Below are 14,192 nucleotides of genomic sequence, written 5' to 3' on the forward strand. Positions count from 1 at the left end.
TAGCATTGATAAGTTTTTTAATAGATCACAAAAGCATATTGCAGGCATCGCTCCGGCGCCGCTCCCTCAAGCGGACCGCCAACGCCCGCAAGGCCGTGCCGAACCCGACGACGGAGGTCATTCATGGCCCGTGTTTCTCTCCTCAGTTTGCCCCTGGCGGCACCGACGTCCGGGCGCCTCCAGTGGCCTGTGATCAGCCAGCGCGTGCTGCCCTGGATTCTGCCCCTGGCCTTGTTCGGCCTGTGGTGGCTGGCCAGCCATCAGCACTGGATGAGCGAGCAGATCCTGCCCGCGCCAAGCCTGGTCTGGAGCAGCGCCGTGGAGCTGTTCTCCGGCGAATTGTGGAGCCACTTGTGGATCAGCCTGCAGCGGCTGTTCTGGGGCTTGCTGGCCGGTATCAGCGCCGGGGCCATACTGGGCGGTGCCCTGGGTTTCAGCCGGCGCCTGGAGCGCCTGGTGTTCCCGATCTTCAGCGCCCTGGCGCAGATTCCCACCCTGGCGTGGATCCCGCTGTTCATGGTGTTTTTCGGCATCGGCGAAGTGCTCAAGCTGGTGGTGCTGGTCAAGGCCATCGTGGTCCCGGTGACCCTGCACACCCTGGTGGGCGTGCGCGATGCCCAACCCAAGCTGCGCGAGGCGGCGGCGGTGTTGCGCTTGCCGCCGCGCCTGCTGATCCGCCGCCTGGTGCTGCCCGCCGCCCTGCCGGCCTTCATGGCCGGGGTACGCCTGGCCCTGGCTGCCGGCTGGACCTCACTGCTGGCGGTGGAGCTGCTGGCCTCCAGTGAAGGCATCGGCTACCTGATGGTCTGGGCCCGCCAACTGTTCATGCTGGACATCGTCTTCGTCTGCATCCTGGTCATCGGGGTGATCGGCGTGACCATGGACCGCAGCATCAGCCTGCTGGACAAGAAACTGGTGCACTGGCCGCACCCGGCCACCGCCGAGATCCGCCGCGGCCCACGCTACGCCGGCTGGCAGCGCCTGCAACCGTGGATCCTGCCCGTAACCCTGCTGGCCCTGTGGCAAGTGGCGACGGCTCAGGAATGGGTCGACAGCCAAATCCTCATCAGCCCCCTGGCGGTGCTCGACACGACTTGGAGCGGTTTGCTGGACGGCAGCCTGCTGGGTGGCCTGGGCCTGAGCCTGGGGCGCACCCTCGGCGGGTTGATCCTCGGCGGCAGCCTGGGGTTCGGCCTGGGCCTGTTGCTGGGCCTGTCGCGGACCAGTGAGCGCCTGCTGGGCCCAACCCTGGCGGCGATCCGTCAAATCGCCATCTTCGCCTGGGTGCCATTGCTCACCGCCTGGTTCGGCCTGGGGGAACTGGCCAAGTGGGTGTTTGTCGGCCTGGCCGCGTTCTTCCCATTGTTTATCGCCACCCAGCGCAGTGTCGCCAACCTCTCGCCCCAACTGGCGGAAGCCGCCCAGGTGCTGCGCCTCAACCTCTGGCAACGGCTGCGGCGCCTGGTGCTGCCCGGGGCCGCGCCGGGGATTTTTGCCGGCCTGCGCCTGAGCCTGATCTACGCCTGGCTGGGCACCATCGGCGCCGAATATTTCATGCCGTCCAACGGTGGCATCGGCAGCCAGATGATCGGCGCCCAACAACTGATGCGCATGGACCTGATCATGGCCGGCATGCTCCTGGTGGGCCTGACCGGCGCCCTGCTCAACCTGATCGGCCAACACCTCGAAATCCGCGCCACCCGCTGGAGACATGCATGAACGCGCCCTTGGTCAGCTTCAATCACGTAGGCAAAACCTTCGACGTCGCCGGTGGCGAGCTGGAGGCCATCCGCGAATTCAACCTGGAGATCGCCGAGGGTGAATTCGTGGCCATTGTCGGCTCCAGCGGCTGCGGCAAATCCACCCTGCTGCGCTTGCTGATCGGCCTGGACACGGCCTTTCGCGGTGAGATCCGAGTCGACGGCAAAGCCGTCAGCGGCATTGGCGGCGAACGCGGCATCGTGTTCCAGGAACACCGGCTGTTCCCCTGGCTGACGGTGGAAGACAACATCGGCCTGGGGCTGGTCAACGAGCCGTTGAGCGCTCAGGACAAGGCGCAACGGGTCCGCGAGTTTATCGAGTTGGTGGGCCTGACCGACTTCACCCGCGCCTACCCGCACCAACTGTCCGGCGGCATGGCGCAACGGGTGGCCATTGCCCGCGGCCTAGTGGCCAGCCCACGAATCCTGTTGCTCGACGAACCCTTCGGCGCCCTCGATGCCCTGACCCGCCAGCAGATGCAGGACGAGCTGCTGGCGATCCGCGAGCGGGCGAAAATCACCACGGTGCTGGTCACCCACGATGTGGAAGAAGCGATTTTCCTCGCCGACCGCGTGGTGGTCATGGAACCGCGCCCGGGGCGGATCAAGCGGGTGGTGGACATCGCCCTGCCCCACCCACGCCAACGCAGCAGTTTCGACTTCCACCAGTTGCGCGAAGAACTGCTCCATGAACTGACCAGCGACGATCACTACCAGGCCCCGGCGCCGGTGCAGATCCGCGACTTGCCACTGACCTTTATCGCTTGCTGACACTGCCTGCCACACGAGGGTGATTCGATGCCGCAACGTCCCAACTTTTTGGTCATCCTGGCCGACGACCTGGGCTTCTCCGACCTGGGGGCGTTTGGCGGCGAGATCGCCACGCCGAACCTCGACGCCCTGGCGTTCAACGGCCTGCGCCTGACGGATTTCCACACCGCGCCCACCTGTTCGCCGACTCGCTCGATGCTGCTCACCGGCACCGACCACCACATCGCCGGCATCGGCACCATGGCCGAGGCGCTGACCCCGGATCTGATCGGCAAGCCAGGCTACGAGGGTCATCTCAATGACCGCGTGGTGGCTCTGCCTGAGCTGCTGCGCGAGGCCGGCTACCAGACCCTGATGAGTGGCAAATGGCACCTGGGCCTGACTGCGGAACTGGCGCCCCATGCGCGCGGGTTCGAGCGTTCGTTCTCCCTGCTGCCTGGGGCGGCCAACCATTACGGCTTCGAGCCGACCTATGACGAACAGACCCCGGGGCTGCTCAAGTCGACCCCGGCGCTGTACATCGAGGACGACCGCTTCGTTGAGCAGTTGCCTGAGGATTTCTATTCTTCCGACGCCTTCGGCGACAAGCTGCTGCACTACCTCAAGGAGCGCGACCAGAGCCGGCCGTTTTTCGCTTACCTGCCCTTCTCGGCGCCCCACTGGCCGTTGCAGGCACCGGCAGAGGTGGTCGCCAAATACCGCGGGCGTTACGACGCCGGCCCCGAGGTGCTGCGCCTGGAGCGCCTGGAAAAACTCAAGGCCCTGGGGCTGATCGAGGCGGACGTGGAACCCCATCCGCTGGTGGGCCTGAGCGCCGAATGGGCGGCCTTGAGCTATGCGCAACGCCAGGTGTCGGCGCGGGCCATGGAGGTCTATGCGGCGATGGTCGAGCGCATGGACTGGAACATCGGCCGGGTGGTGGATTACCTGCGCCGCCAGGGCCAGCTGGACAACACCTTTATTCTGTTCATGTCCGACAACGGGGCCGAGGGCGCGCTGCTGGAGGCCTTCCCGAAGTTCGGCCCGGAGTTGCTGACGTACCTCAACCAGCATTACGACAACAGCCTGGAGAACATTGGTCGCGCCAATTCCTACGTCTGGTACGGCCCGGCCTGGGCCCAGACCGCCACGGCGCCGTCACGGCTGTTCAAAGCCTTCACCACCGAAGGCGGGATTCGCGTGCCGGCGCTGGTGCACTACCCGCAGTTGAGCCTCAAGGGCCAGATCAGCCACGGTTTTGGCACGGTGATGGACATCACCCCGACCATTCTCGACCTGGCCGGCGTGCGCCACCCCGGCAAGCGCTGGCGCGGCCGAGACGTGGCGCCGTTGCGGGGTAAATCGTGGCTGGGCTTTCTCTCCGGCGAAACCGCCCAGGTGCATGACGAACACACGGTGACCGGCTGGGAACTGTTCGGCCGCCGGGCGATTCGCCAGGGCCAGTGGAAGGCGGTGTACATCCCCGGCCCCGTTGGCCCGGCCACCTGGCAGCTGTATGACCTGAGCCAGGACCCGGGGGAAATTCACGACCTGGCCCAAAGCCAACCGGACAAACTCGCCACCCTGATCGAGCATTGGCAGCGCTACGTGGAAGAAACCGGAGTGATCCTCAGCGAATCGCCGTTCCAGCCCGATTGAGCCAACCCTTGCCGGCGACGAGGCCCCTGGATTTTGCGGCGTTCTCAGGGGCGCCATCGCTGGCGAGCCAGCTCCTACAGCCATCCGAACAACGCGGTCCTTGCCGGCAATGAGGCCCCTGGATTTTGCGGCGCTCTCAGGGGCGCCATCGCTGGCAAGCCAGCTCCTACAGCCATCCGACCAACGCGGCCCTTGCCGGCGACGAGGCCCCTGGATTTTGCGGCGCTCTCAGAGGCGCAATCACTGGCAAGCCAGCGCCTATAGGTCTCCCAGCAGGGCATCCACGGGTTGTTCCTGGGCGCTTGGCTTGTGATGGAAGCGGTTGGCTCGGGCAAAGGTACCGAAGTCGTTGAAGCGCACGCCCATTTGCGCCATCACCCGGTGGGCCACGGGGGCGGTCATCTGGCGGAGGTAAAACGGTTCCTTGACCACAAAATGGTGAATGCCGTGGGTGCTGCCGAAGTTGCAGCAGAACGCCTGCAACGGCCACATCCACCAGGGGTTAAGCACCTGGGTCTGCTGGATCACGTTGCCGGGCTCGACATCGCCGTAGTAGTGCATGTTCGAACTGACAAAGTGCAGGCAGAAAGTGCGCAGCACATTGGGCGCGATGATCACCACGGCAGCGATATCGATGACCTTCATCACGGCCAGGGTGGTGGCCGACCATTCGATGGGCGCGCCCAGCAGGCCGGCGATGCCATTGGCCGCGTGAAACCCCAGGAACACGTACCACGCCCCCCAGTGCAGCAACGCCAAGGGCGCATAGACCAGCAGCGTGCGCTTGATGATGCTGAGCCGATGCTTCCAGGTCTTGGCCCGCAGGGTGCGGATCAGCGACGACATCATGTTGTCCCCAACCATCAGCAGACGGGCGATGCCCCAGGGTTCGCCATTGGTAATGGCGCGCTCTTCCATGTCGGCCTCGGTGCCCGAGACCTTGTGGTGGTTGAGGTGCAGGTGGCGGCGGATCCACGGGTTGATGGTGCTGGGCCGCGCCAGCCAGACCAGCGCCAGCATCAGGTTGTGGGGCAGGCGCTGCTTGCGGAAATACATACTGTGGATCAGGTCGTGTTCCAGCTCGTGGGTCAGGGAGGCAAAGAAAGCGTTGAGCAGCAGGCAGGCCCACCAGGCCAGGTGCCCGGTGATATAGAGCGTCGCCGAGCCAAGCATGCCGGCCAAGGCGAAGGCCAGGATGCCGGCGCCCAGGGCGTCCTGGTGGTGCAACACAGGGTAGCGCTGGCGCAGTTGCGCGCCACGGGCCAGCACCACTTCACGAATGTGCGCGGCCCGTTGCTGTGCGTTCATCCGTTCGGGACTTGCAGAAGTACCGTGCATGCTTCCATCCTCTGCTGATTGATGCTCGCATCCTGCCCTGGGCCCCCGCCCCGGGCGCTAGCCGTGAACGCCAACCTGTTGACCGGACGCGCCAATCAGCATGAATGAACCCACTTCCCTCGCCAGCTGGACCCGCGCCTTGCGCAAACAACTCGATGCCTTGGGCCTCGACAGCGAAGCGTTGTGCCGCGAAGCCGGGCTCGACCCACAGTGGATGGACGACCCCAACGCCCGTTACCCGCTGTCGGCCACCACCCGCCTGTGGGCCCTGGCAGTACAGGCCAGCGGCGACCCGGCCCTCGGTTTACGGGTTTCACGCTTTGTCAGCCCCACCACCTTCCATGCCCTGGGTTATGCCCTGGTGGCCAGCGGCAGCCTGAGGGAAGTGTTCGAGCGCATCGTGCGTTATCACCCAGTGGTCAGCGATGCCCTGGAACTGCAACTGACCCGCACCGAGGACTGCTACCGCTTCAACCTCGACGTCCCGGCGGGCTGCCCGACGCCGGCCTACGAAGCCATCGATGCGTTTGCCGCGATCTATGTGCGCACCTGCCGCAATCGCCTGGGCCGGGACTACGCGCCGCTGGCGGTGTACCTGCGCCGCCCCGAACCGGCGGACCCATCGCCGTGGCACAAGGTGTTTCGTTCGCCGGTGTGGTTTGCCCAGGACCAGGACTGTCTGGAGTTCGGCCTGCACGACTTCGACAGCCACTTGGACGATGCCAACCCGGAGTTGGCCGAACACAATGAAACCGTGCTCAAGCGGACGATGGCCCAACTCCAGCCCCTGACCTGGGAGCGCAAGGTGCGCGAGGCCATCGAGGCCCAGTTGCCGGAAGGCGAACCGTCGGCGGAGCGCATTGCCCAGGCCCTGCACCTGAGCCTGCGCAGCTTGCAACGGCACTTGGCGGATGAAGGCTGCCGCTTTGACACCTTGCTCAACGAGTGCCGGGAAAACCTGGCGCTGCTGCACCTGCGCGACCCGCAGTGTTCTTTGGGCGAGATCAGCTACCTGCTGGGCTTTGCCGACGCCAGCAGCTTCAGCCGTGCCTTCAAACGCTGGACCGGGATGACCCCGGGGCAGTTTCGCGACGGCTTGCGCTGACCCGTTCGCCCGCCCGCCAGGGCGACCTTCAGGGCGTGGCAAACCCCAGTTCGAACAACGTGCCACGGGCATCGCTGCACACCCGCACCTGGCCGCCGTGCAACTCCATGATCGAGCGCACGATGGCCAGGCCCAGGCCGCCGGAATCCCCCGGTTCGGCCCGCGATGGGTCGACCCGATAGAAGCGGTCGAATAGGCGCCCCAGATGCTCCGGCGCGATGGCCGGGCCCTGGTTGTGCACCTGCAGCCAGCACATTCCCGGCTCGTCGCGACGCACCAGGCGGATCCCCGTGCCCGGGTCGGCGTGCCGCACCGCATTGGCCAGCAGGTTGCCCAAGGCGCGCTGGAGCAGTTGCTGGTCGGCCAGCAGTTCACCGCTGAAGGTGTTCTCCAGGCGCAGCCCACGGTCATCGGCCAGGGCTTCGAAGTAGTCGCAGAGTTCCTCGCCCACCGCGGCCAGGTCCAGCGGGCGCCGGTCCAGGGCTCGCTCGGCCTGTTCGGCACGGGCCAGGAACATGAGGTTCTCCGCCATGCGCTTGAGGCGTTCGAACTCTTCCATGTTCGAGGCCAGCACCTCTTGGTATTCGGCTTCGCTGCGGGGCTGGCTGAGGGCCAGGCCATTGCTGCCCAGCAAGTTGTGCAGCGGCGTACGGATCTCGTGGGCCAGGTCGGCGGAGAACTGCGACAGGCGCTGAAAGCTCTCTTCAAGCCGCGCCAGCATGGCGTTGAGGGCCTGCACCGGCTCATGGAATTCCGCGGGAATGCCGGCGCTTTGCAGGCGCCGGTCGAGGTTGCGCAGGTCGATGCCGCGCACCGACTCGCTGAGCTGGCGCAGGGGCCGCAAGCCCCGGCGCAGCAGCAACAGGCCCAAGGCAAAGGCCAGCAAAGCGCCCAGGCCAACGGCCAGGTACAGACGCAGGCGATAACTGGCCAGCATCTGCTCGCGCTCGCTCAAGACCTTGCCGGCCACCACCGTCAGCGCTTCGCCCTTGGGCCCCTGGGCCTGCCCGGCCAGCAGTGCCACGGCCACGCCCTGGGCGTCGGGCCACAGGCTGATATCGCTGCGCTGCGGCCGCTGTTCCCGGGGGAGGGCCCGCAGTTCGGGCAGGCGTTGGTGCCGAGGGTTGATGTCGATCACCGTCGAACCGTCGGCCCGCTGCACCCGCAGTAGGCTGTCCTGATTGCCGAGCATGTTCTGGTACAACCGTGGCCGGGCCTGCAAGGCGTCGAGGCTGTCGCTGTCTTGCAGCAGGGCACGCACCTGCTCCAGGCGCCCGAGCAGGGCCAGGTCATCGCGAAAGGCAATTTCGCTGGCCAGGGAGCGGTAGAGAAACACCCCGATCACGCTCAGCACCAGGGCGCAGACGGCGGCGAACGCCAGGGCCAGGCGCCAGGCGATGGACTTAGAGCGCATCGTCCGGGGCTTCCAGCTGGTAGCCGACGCCGCGCACGGTGTGGATCAGTTTGGGCATGTAGGGGTCATCGACCTTGGAGCGCAGGCGGCGCACCGCCACTTCCACCATGTTGGTGTCACTGTCGAAGTTCAGGTTCCACACCTGGGAGGCGATCAGGGTTCGCGACAGCACTTCACCCTGGCGGCTGGCCAGCAGGTGCAGCAGGGCGAACTCTTTGTTGGTCAGGGCAATGCGCTGGCCGCCACGGCTGACCCGGCGCCGAAGCACGTCGATCTCCAGGTCCGCGATGCTGTAGGACTCGGCCTCGCGCAGCGGGCCACGGCGCAGCAAGGTGCGCACCCGAGCCAACAGCTCGGCAAAGGCGAAGGGTTTGAGCAGGTAATCGTCGGCGCCCAGCTCCAGGCCGCGCACCCGGTCCTCAATGGCGTCCTTGGCGGTCAGGAACAGCACCGGCGTAGCGCCGCGCTGGCGGACCAACTGCAACAGTTGCCAGCCGTTGAGCCCTGGCAGCATCACGTCGAGGATGATCAGGTCGTACTCCTGCTGCTCGATGAAATACCGCCCGTCCAGGCCATTGAGGGCCACATCCACGGCAAAACCTGACTCGCCCAGGCCCTTGGCGAGGAAATTCGCCGTCTTGGCCTCGTCTTCAACTACCAGCAACCGCATGGGCGCACCTCTAAATAGATCCGCACAGGCTAGGCGCGTTGGCCGCGCTTGCCCATTACAAACTTGTAATCCAACTGACGAGGTTCTGACGAGGACCGCTGGTTAAGGTGCCGGCCTACGTTTTCGGAGCCCCACCCATGATCTGCAAACCCCTTGTCTTGAGCCTTGGCCTGACCCTGGCCGGCACCGCCCTGGCGGCCCCCGAGCTGCCGCGCCACGCCGACCTGGACCTGAACACCGCCCGTCAGCTGGCCGATGCCGGCCTCAGCCAATGCAGCGCCGCGTTCACCGTACTCGACCGTGGCGGCAACCTGTTGCTGGCCCTGCGCAGCGACGGCGTCGGCCCGCACAACAGCCTGGCCAGCCAGCGCAAAGCCTATACCGCGCTGTCCACCAAGACCCCGACCCGACTGTTCGCCGAGCGCGCCCGCAACAACCCGGAAGCGGCCAACCTCAACACCTTGCCGGTGTTGCTGTTGCTCGGTGGCGGCGTGCCGCTGTTCGCCGGCAACGAGCTGGTGGGCGCCCTGGGCATCGCCGGGGCCGGCGGTGCCGCACAAGACGAAAGCTGCGCCCTCAAGGCCGCCGAACAGGTCGGCCTGCGCAGCAGCCTGTAAACCCTTTCAATCATCCCGAGGAAACGAGCATGAAGACCCTGCGTAACACCCTGGCCGCCATCGGCCTGTTCAGCCTGTCGAGCCTGGCCCTGGCGGCCGGCAACCCGTTGAGCGTGCATGTGCTGAACCTGGAGAACGGCCTGCCGTCCCCCGGGGTCAAGGTCACCCTGGAACAGCACGTGGGCAGCGACTGGAAAACCCTGGCCCAGGGCACCACCAATGAACAGGGGCGCATTGCCGAACTGTTCCCGGCGGACCGGGCGTTTGTCGCCGGCGAGTATCGGGTGGTGTTCAAGACCGGCGAGTATTTCAAGCAAGCCAAGCGCGAAACGTTTTTCCCGGAGATCCCGGTGATTTTCGAGGTCAAGCAGACCGAGCAGCACTACCACATTCCGTTGCTGCTCAGCCCTTACGGGTTCTCGACCTATCGCGGTTCGTAGGCAGCGGCTTGGCGGCGCTGGCGCCTAGAGCGTCAGGGCGCGCAGGCGGGCGGGGTCGAGGATTTCGATCTCGCCATAGCCCAGCTGGAGTATGCCCTGGTGCTGCAGGTCCTTGAGGATCTGGTTGGTGGTCTGGCGCGACAACGACAGCATCAGCGCCAACTGCTCCTGGGGCAGTTGCAGCACCCGCCGTGCCTGCTCGACCTCGCCATAACCGGCGGCGATCGCCAGCAGGCGATGGGCCAACCGCGCCGGAGCCGGCATCAGGCTCAATTGTTCGAGGTTGATAAAAGCCAGGCGCAGTTTGTGGCTCATCAGCAAGGCCAACAGCCGCCAGTACTGCGGTTGCTCGTCGAGCAGCGCCAGCAGCGCGCCATGGGGCACATGCAACAGGGTGCAGGGGCCTTCGGCACAGGCATCGTGGGTCCGTGGCTGACCATCGAACAGGCTGATCTCGCCAAACCAATGGGGCGCTTCCACCAGGCTCAGCAAGGCTTCCTTGCCTTGCTCACTGACCGTGCCCACGCGCATCGCGCCTTCCAGCACGGCGTACAAACCACAGGGCGGGTCGCCCCTCCGGAACAACAGCTGCCCCGCCGCCAACCGGCGCAAACGCGCAGCGCCCAGCACACTATTCTGTAATTCAACGGGCAAATGGCTGAACCATTGGCCGCTCGACAGGCGTTGCCGCCAGGCCTGCATGTCCATAAGTCGTGGTGCCCACTCAACGCTGCGAAAGGATTGTCGTCTAGCCGACAGAACCCGGCCCCGGGGGCCAGGCATGATCGGACACCCTACAGGAGGAACAACAATGAAAAGCCTCGTCGACCACCTCAGTCAATACGCTGCCTACCATCGCGACCCGCGCAATATCGCCAGTCACTTTATCGGCATCCCGCTGATCGTGGTGGCCGTTGCGGTGCTGCTGTCGCGTCCCGCTTGGTCACTGGGCGGCCTGTGGCTGTCGCCAGCGCTGTTGCTGGCACTGGCCTCCTCGGTGTTCTACCTGCGCCTGGAACGGCGCCTGGGCGTGCTGATGACGCTGCTTATGGGTTTGTCGGTGTGGGCCGGGCAGGTGCTGGCGGCGCAAAGCACCGGGCTCTGGCTGGGCAGCGGCCTGGGCCTGTTCGTGATCGGCTGGGTGATCCAGTTCGTCGGCCATTATTACGAAGGGCGCAAACCGGCGTTTATCGACGACGTGACAGGGCTGATTGTCGGCCCGTTGTTCGTGGTGGCGGAGTTGGCGTTTCTGCTGGGGTTGCGCCACGACCTGAAACAGCAGATCGAACAGCGCTCGGGGCCAGTGCGGCCCAACCCGCGCAATTCACATGCATAAGCCCTGGCCGGCGATGAGGGCCTGGAGATCAGCGGTGATCTGTCGGGCGCTATCGCTGGCAAGCCAGCTCCTACAAAGGGCGGATTGTGGCCTGCCGATGATGTAGGAGCCGGCTTGCCGGCGATGAGGGCCTGAGGATCAGCGGTAATTTATCGGGCGCTATCGCTGGCGAGCCAGCTCCTACAAGGGGCGGAATGTGGCCTGCCGAGGGTGTAGGAGCCGGCTTGCCGGCGATGAGGGCCTGAGGATCGACGGTGATTTATCCGTCAGGCTTTTTGCCAGACCTTGGGTTTGAAGAACAAGGTCTCGCCACGGGCCAGGCCGATCAGGCTGTCGTGGTCTTTCACCACTTCGGCTTCGATCAAATCGCTCTGCCCTTCCACCTTGAGGGTCACTCGGGTGGTGGCGCCCAGCGGACGAATGTCACGCACTTCGGCGGCGTGGTGATCTTCCAGCTCCGATCGTGACAACGACACTTCGTGCGGACGGAACAGCACGTGGTTGTCCTCGCCCAGGTGCAGGCGGTTGGAGTCGCCGAGGAAGTGGTAGACGAAATCGCTGGCCGGGTTCTCGTAGACCTCGCCCGGCGAGCCAATCTGCTCGATCACGCCCTTGTTCATCACCACAATGCGGTCGGCCACTTCCATGGCTTCTTCCTGGTCGTGGGTCACGAACACCGACGTCAGGTTGATGTCTTCGTGCAGGCGCGCCAGCCAGCGGCGCAGCTCTTTACGCACCTTGGCGTCGAGGGCACCGAAGGGTTCGTCCAGCAGCAGCACTTTCGGCTCTACCGCCAGGGCGCGGGCCAGGGCGATACGCTGGCGCTGGCCACCGGAGAGTTGTTCCGGGTAGCGGTCGGACAGCCAGTCCAGTTGCACCATGTTCAGCAGCTCATGGACCTTGGTCGCGATCTGGCTTTCCGTGGGGCGCTGGTTTTTCGGCTTCATGCGCAGGCCGAACGCGACGTTGTCGAACACGGTCATGTGGCGGAACAGCGCGTAGTGCTGGAATACAAACCCGACGTTGCGATCACGTACATCGTGGCCGGAGACGTCCTCACCGTGGAACACGATGCTGCCGTCATCCGGAGTTTCCAGGCCGGCGATGATGCGCAGCAAGGTGGTCTTGCCGCAGCCGGACGGGCCGAGCAACGCCACCAGCTCGCCACTCTGGATGTCCAGATTGATGCTGTTCAGGGCCTTGAAGGCGTTGAAGTTCTTGCTGACATTACGGACTTCGATCGACATGAATTATTCCTCTGCCGCACTGGCGCGCAGGCGGTTGATGCGGTTCTCGCTCCACTGCTTGAGCAGCAGGATGAAGAGCGCCAGGATCAGCAACAGACTCGCCACCGCAAACGCGGCAACGTGGTTGTATTCGTTGTAGAGAATCTCGACGTGCAGCGGCAGGGTGTTGGTGACCCCGCGGATGTGCCCGGACACCACCGACACCGCGCCGAACTCCCCCATGGCCCGTGCAGTACACAGCACCACGCCGTAGATCAGACCCCATTTGATGTTGGGCACGGTGACGTGCCAGAACATCTGCCAGCCATTGGCGCCCAGCAACCGCGCGGCCTCTTCTTCCTGGGTGCCCTGCTCCTGCATCAGCGGGATCAGTTCACGGGCGACGAAGGGCACGGTGACGAAGATGGTCGCCAGGACGATGCCCGGCAAGGCGAAGACGATCTGGATGTCGTGGTCCTGCAGCCACGGGCCGAACAGCCCCTGGGCGCCGAACATCAGCACATAGACCAGACCGGCGATCACGGGCGACACCGAGAACGGCAGGTCGATCAGGGTCACCAGGATGCTTTTGCCACGGAAGTTGTACTTGCTCACGCACCAGGCGGCGCTGACCCCGAACACCAGGTTCAGCGGCACCGAAATAAGCACCGCGATCACCGTGAGCTTCAGTGCCGACAGGGCGTCGGGTTCGAAGATCGCGGCAAAGAACGCACCGAGGCCGAGCTTGAGGCCCTGGGACACCACGATAAACAGCGGCAACAGCAGGAAAAGGGCAAAGATCAGCCAGCCAAGGCCGATCAATACCCGTCGCGAAGCCGGGCTGCCACGACGGGCAGCATTGGCCGAGGAAGCGGCGGAAATAGACGATTGGGACATGTTCGCGCCTCCTTAAGGTCGTTCGATGCGGCGCTGCAGCAAGTTGATCAGCAGCAACAGGACAAAGGAAACCACCAGCATCAGCACGCCGATGGACGTGGCGCCGGTGTAATCGTACTGGTCGAGCTTGACCATGATCAGCAGCGGCAGAATCTCGGTCTTCATCGGCATGTTGCCGGCGATGAAGATCACCGAACCGTACTCGCCGACGCCCCGGGCAAAGGCCAGGGCAAACCCGGTGAGCCAGGCCGGCAGCAGCGCCGGAACCAGGATGTGGCGGAACACCTGCCAGGGTTTGGCCCCCAGGCACGCGGCGGCCTCTTCGACCTCACGGGGGATATCGGCCAGTACCGGCTGCACCGTACGCACCACGAACGGCAAGGTGACGAAAGTCAGGGCCAGGGTGATGCCCAGCGGCGTGTAGGCGATTTTGAAGCCCAGGTCGGTGGCGAACTGGCCCACCAGCCCGGTGGGCGCATACAACGCAGTCAGGGCGATACCAGCCACGGCGGTGGGCAGGGCGAACGGCAGGTCGATCATTGCATCGATGATCTTGCGGCCAGGGAAGGTGTAGCGCACCAGCACCCAGGCCAGCAGCGTACCGATGATGCCGTTGATGATGGCCGCGTACAGCGCGGTGCCGAAGCTGAGCTTCAGCGCGGCCAGCACTCGGGGCGCCGAGATAATGGCCCAGAACTGATCCCAGGTGAGTTGAGCGGCATGGACAAACATTGCCGCCAGCGGAATAAGCACGATCAGGCTGAGATACACCAAGGTGTAGCCCAGCGTCAGCCCGAAGCCGGGTATGACGGGGGAGATACGACGCGACATAAGAGTCCTTGGTTAGCGGAACCGATACGCAAAACCCGCAACTGAATGCGGGCTCTACCTTGTAGGAGCCGGCTTGCCGGCGAAAGGGCCCCAAACCGGGTACCAGCCTTCAGGGCGCCTTCGCTGGCAAGCCAGCTCCTACAACAGGC

At 65.0% G+C, this 14,192-nt stretch carries 14 protein-coding genes; 7 read left to right on the forward strand and 7 right to left on the reverse strand.

Annotated elements, in window-relative coordinates; genetic code table 11:
• Nucleotides 1-123 precede the first annotated feature (123 nt).
• From M1B34_RS04090 to M1B34_RS04100, 3 genes are read left to right on the forward strand one after another with little or no spacing between them, the layout of a single operon-like run.
• Nucleotides 124-1,719 (forward strand): ABC transporter permease, encoded by a 1,596-nt coding sequence (locus M1B34_RS04090; RefSeq protein ID WP_268263424.1) that lies wholly within the window; start codon nucleotides 124-126, stop codon nucleotides 1,717-1,719.
• Nucleotides 1,716-2,531, forward strand: a complete 816-nt coding sequence (locus tag M1B34_RS04095) for an ABC transporter ATP-binding protein (protein WP_123328949.1) — start codon at nucleotides 1,716-1,718, stop codon at nucleotides 2,529-2,531. The genes M1B34_RS04090 and M1B34_RS04095 overlap by 4 nt, the downstream gene beginning before the upstream one ends.
• A gap of 27 nt (nucleotides 2,532-2,558) precedes the next feature.
• A complete protein-coding gene (locus M1B34_RS04100) occupies nucleotides 2,559-4,169 on the forward strand; it encodes an arylsulfatase (RefSeq protein ID WP_268264496.1) in 1,611 nt (536 codons plus the stop codon).
• Nucleotides 4,170-4,427: 258 nt separating this feature from the next.
• Here M1B34_RS04100 and M1B34_RS04105 read toward each other — a convergent pair whose 3' ends face one another.
• Nucleotides 4,428-5,507: a fatty acid desaturase gene (locus M1B34_RS04105; protein WP_268264497.1), complete on the reverse strand. Its 1,080-nt coding sequence runs from the start codon at nucleotides 5,505-5,507 to the stop codon at nucleotides 4,428-4,430.
• Nucleotides 5,508-5,607: 100 nt separating this feature from the next.
• Here M1B34_RS04105 and M1B34_RS04110 point away from each other — a divergent pair, with 100 nt between their 5' ends.
• Complete coding sequence (locus tag M1B34_RS04110; protein ID WP_268264498.1) at nucleotides 5,608-6,612, forward strand: AraC family transcriptional regulator; 1,005 nt, start codon at nucleotides 5,608-5,610, stop codon at nucleotides 6,610-6,612.
• Nucleotides 6,613-6,640: 28 nt separating this feature from the next.
• Here the strand turns inward: M1B34_RS04110 and M1B34_RS04115 are convergent, their stop codons facing one another.
• Both M1B34_RS04115 and M1B34_RS04120 read right to left on the reverse strand, forming a co-directional pair.
• Entirely contained in the window at nucleotides 6,641-8,026 is a 1,386-nt protein-coding gene (locus tag M1B34_RS04115) for a heavy metal sensor histidine kinase (RefSeq protein WP_268264499.1), read from the reverse strand.
• Nucleotides 8,016-8,696 (reverse strand): heavy metal response regulator transcription factor, encoded by a 681-nt coding sequence (locus tag M1B34_RS04120; RefSeq protein ID WP_123328939.1) that lies wholly within the window; start codon nucleotides 8,694-8,696, stop codon nucleotides 8,016-8,018. Before M1B34_RS04120 ends, M1B34_RS04115 begins: the two co-directional genes overlap by 11 nt.
• A 137-nt stretch (nucleotides 8,697-8,833) precedes the next feature.
• Here M1B34_RS04120 and M1B34_RS04125 point away from each other — a divergent pair, with 137 nt between their 5' ends.
• Both M1B34_RS04125 and uraH read left to right on the forward strand, forming a co-directional pair.
• Nucleotides 8,834-9,313, forward strand: a complete 480-nt coding sequence (locus M1B34_RS04125; RefSeq protein ID WP_268264500.1) for a GlcG/HbpS family heme-binding protein — start codon at nucleotides 8,834-8,836, stop codon at nucleotides 9,311-9,313.
• A gap of 29 nt (nucleotides 9,314-9,342) precedes the next feature.
• The gene (gene uraH / locus M1B34_RS04130) at nucleotides 9,343-9,753 is read left to right on the forward strand and encodes a hydroxyisourate hydrolase (RefSeq protein WP_123328935.1); all 411 of its coding nucleotides are present in this window, start codon (nucleotides 9,343-9,345) and stop codon (nucleotides 9,751-9,753) included.
• 24 nt (nucleotides 9,754-9,777) lie between these two features.
• Here uraH and M1B34_RS04135 read toward each other — a convergent pair whose 3' ends face one another.
• Entirely contained in the window at nucleotides 9,778-10,461 is a 684-nt protein-coding gene (locus tag M1B34_RS04135) for a Crp/Fnr family transcriptional regulator (RefSeq protein WP_268264501.1), read from the reverse strand.
• Between the two features lie 103 nt (nucleotides 10,462-10,564).
• Between M1B34_RS04135 and M1B34_RS04140 the strand changes: the two genes are divergently transcribed.
• A complete protein-coding gene (locus M1B34_RS04140; protein ID WP_268264502.1) occupies nucleotides 10,565-11,089 on the forward strand; it encodes an Mpo1 family 2-hydroxy fatty acid dioxygenase in 525 nt (174 codons plus the stop codon).
• A gap of 266 nt (nucleotides 11,090-11,355) precedes the next feature.
• Here the strand turns inward: M1B34_RS04140 and M1B34_RS04145 are convergent, their stop codons facing one another.
• Genes M1B34_RS04145 through cysT form a run of 3 tightly spaced genes read right to left on the reverse strand, consistent with a single transcriptional unit; the run spans nucleotide 11,356 to nucleotide 14,043 of the window.
• The gene (locus M1B34_RS04145) at nucleotides 11,356-12,336 is read right to left on the reverse strand and encodes a sulfate/molybdate ABC transporter ATP-binding protein (RefSeq protein WP_123328930.1); all 981 of its coding nucleotides are present in this window, start codon (nucleotides 12,334-12,336) and stop codon (nucleotides 11,356-11,358) included.
• 3 nt (nucleotides 12,337-12,339) lie between these two features.
• Nucleotides 12,340-13,212: a sulfate ABC transporter permease subunit CysW gene (gene cysW / locus M1B34_RS04150; protein WP_123328928.1), complete on the reverse strand. Its 873-nt coding sequence runs from the start codon at nucleotides 13,210-13,212 to the stop codon at nucleotides 12,340-12,342.
• A gap of 12 nt (nucleotides 13,213-13,224) precedes the next feature.
• A complete protein-coding gene (gene cysT, locus M1B34_RS04155) occupies nucleotides 13,225-14,043 on the reverse strand; it encodes a sulfate ABC transporter permease subunit CysT (protein ID WP_268264503.1) in 819 nt (272 codons plus the stop codon).
• Nucleotides 14,044-14,192 lie beyond the last annotated feature (149 nt).

It is taken from the genome of Pseudomonas morbosilactucae (assembly GCF_023241715.1).
Lineage (GTDB): Bacteria > Pseudomonadota > Gammaproteobacteria > Pseudomonadales > Pseudomonadaceae > Aquipseudomonas > Aquipseudomonas morbosilactucae.

Excerpts from the sequence above, each read along its gene's own strand:
- cysT (WP_268264503.1), bottom strand. The coding sequence starts at position 14,043 with ATGTCGCGTCGTATCTCCCCCGTCATACCCGGCTTCGGGCTGACGCTG.
- cysW (WP_123328928.1), bottom strand. The coding sequence starts at position 13,212 with ATGTCCCAATCGTCTATTTCCGCCGCTTCCTCGGCCAATGCTGCCCGT.
- M1B34_RS04135 (WP_268264501.1), bottom strand. The coding sequence starts at position 10,461 with ATGGACATGCAGGCCTGGCGGCAACGCCTGTCGAGCGGCCAATGGTTC.
- M1B34_RS04140 (WP_268264502.1), top strand. The coding sequence starts at position 10,565 with ATGAAAAGCCTCGTCGACCACCTCAGTCAATACGCTGCCTACCATCGC.
- M1B34_RS04110 (WP_268264498.1), top strand. The coding sequence starts at position 5,608 with ATGAATGAACCCACTTCCCTCGCCAGCTGGACCCGCGCCTTGCGCAAA.
- M1B34_RS04105 (WP_268264497.1), bottom strand. The coding sequence starts at position 5,507 with ATGCACGGTACTTCTGCAAGTCCCGAACGGATGAACGCACAGCAACGG.
- M1B34_RS04090 (WP_268263424.1), top strand. The coding sequence starts at position 124 with ATGGCCCGTGTTTCTCTCCTCAGTTTGCCCCTGGCGGCACCGACGTCC.
- M1B34_RS04120 (WP_123328939.1), bottom strand. The coding sequence starts at position 8,696 with ATGCGGTTGCTGGTAGTTGAAGACGAGGCCAAGACGGCGAATTTCCTC.
- M1B34_RS04100 (WP_268264496.1), top strand. The coding sequence starts at position 2,559 with ATGCCGCAACGTCCCAACTTTTTGGTCATCCTGGCCGACGACCTGGGC.
- M1B34_RS04125 (WP_268264500.1), top strand. The coding sequence starts at position 8,834 with ATGATCTGCAAACCCCTTGTCTTGAGCCTTGGCCTGACCCTGGCCGGC.
- M1B34_RS04145 (WP_123328930.1), bottom strand. The coding sequence starts at position 12,336 with ATGTCGATCGAAGTCCGTAATGTCAGCAAGAACTTCAACGCCTTCAAG.
- M1B34_RS04095 (WP_123328949.1), top strand. The coding sequence starts at position 1,716 with ATGAACGCGCCCTTGGTCAGCTTCAATCACGTAGGCAAAACCTTCGAC.
- uraH (WP_123328935.1), top strand. The coding sequence starts at position 9,343 with ATGAAGACCCTGCGTAACACCCTGGCCGCCATCGGCCTGTTCAGCCTG.
- M1B34_RS04115 (WP_268264499.1), bottom strand. The coding sequence starts at position 8,026 with ATGCGCTCTAAGTCCATCGCCTGGCGCCTGGCCCTGGCGTTCGCCGCC.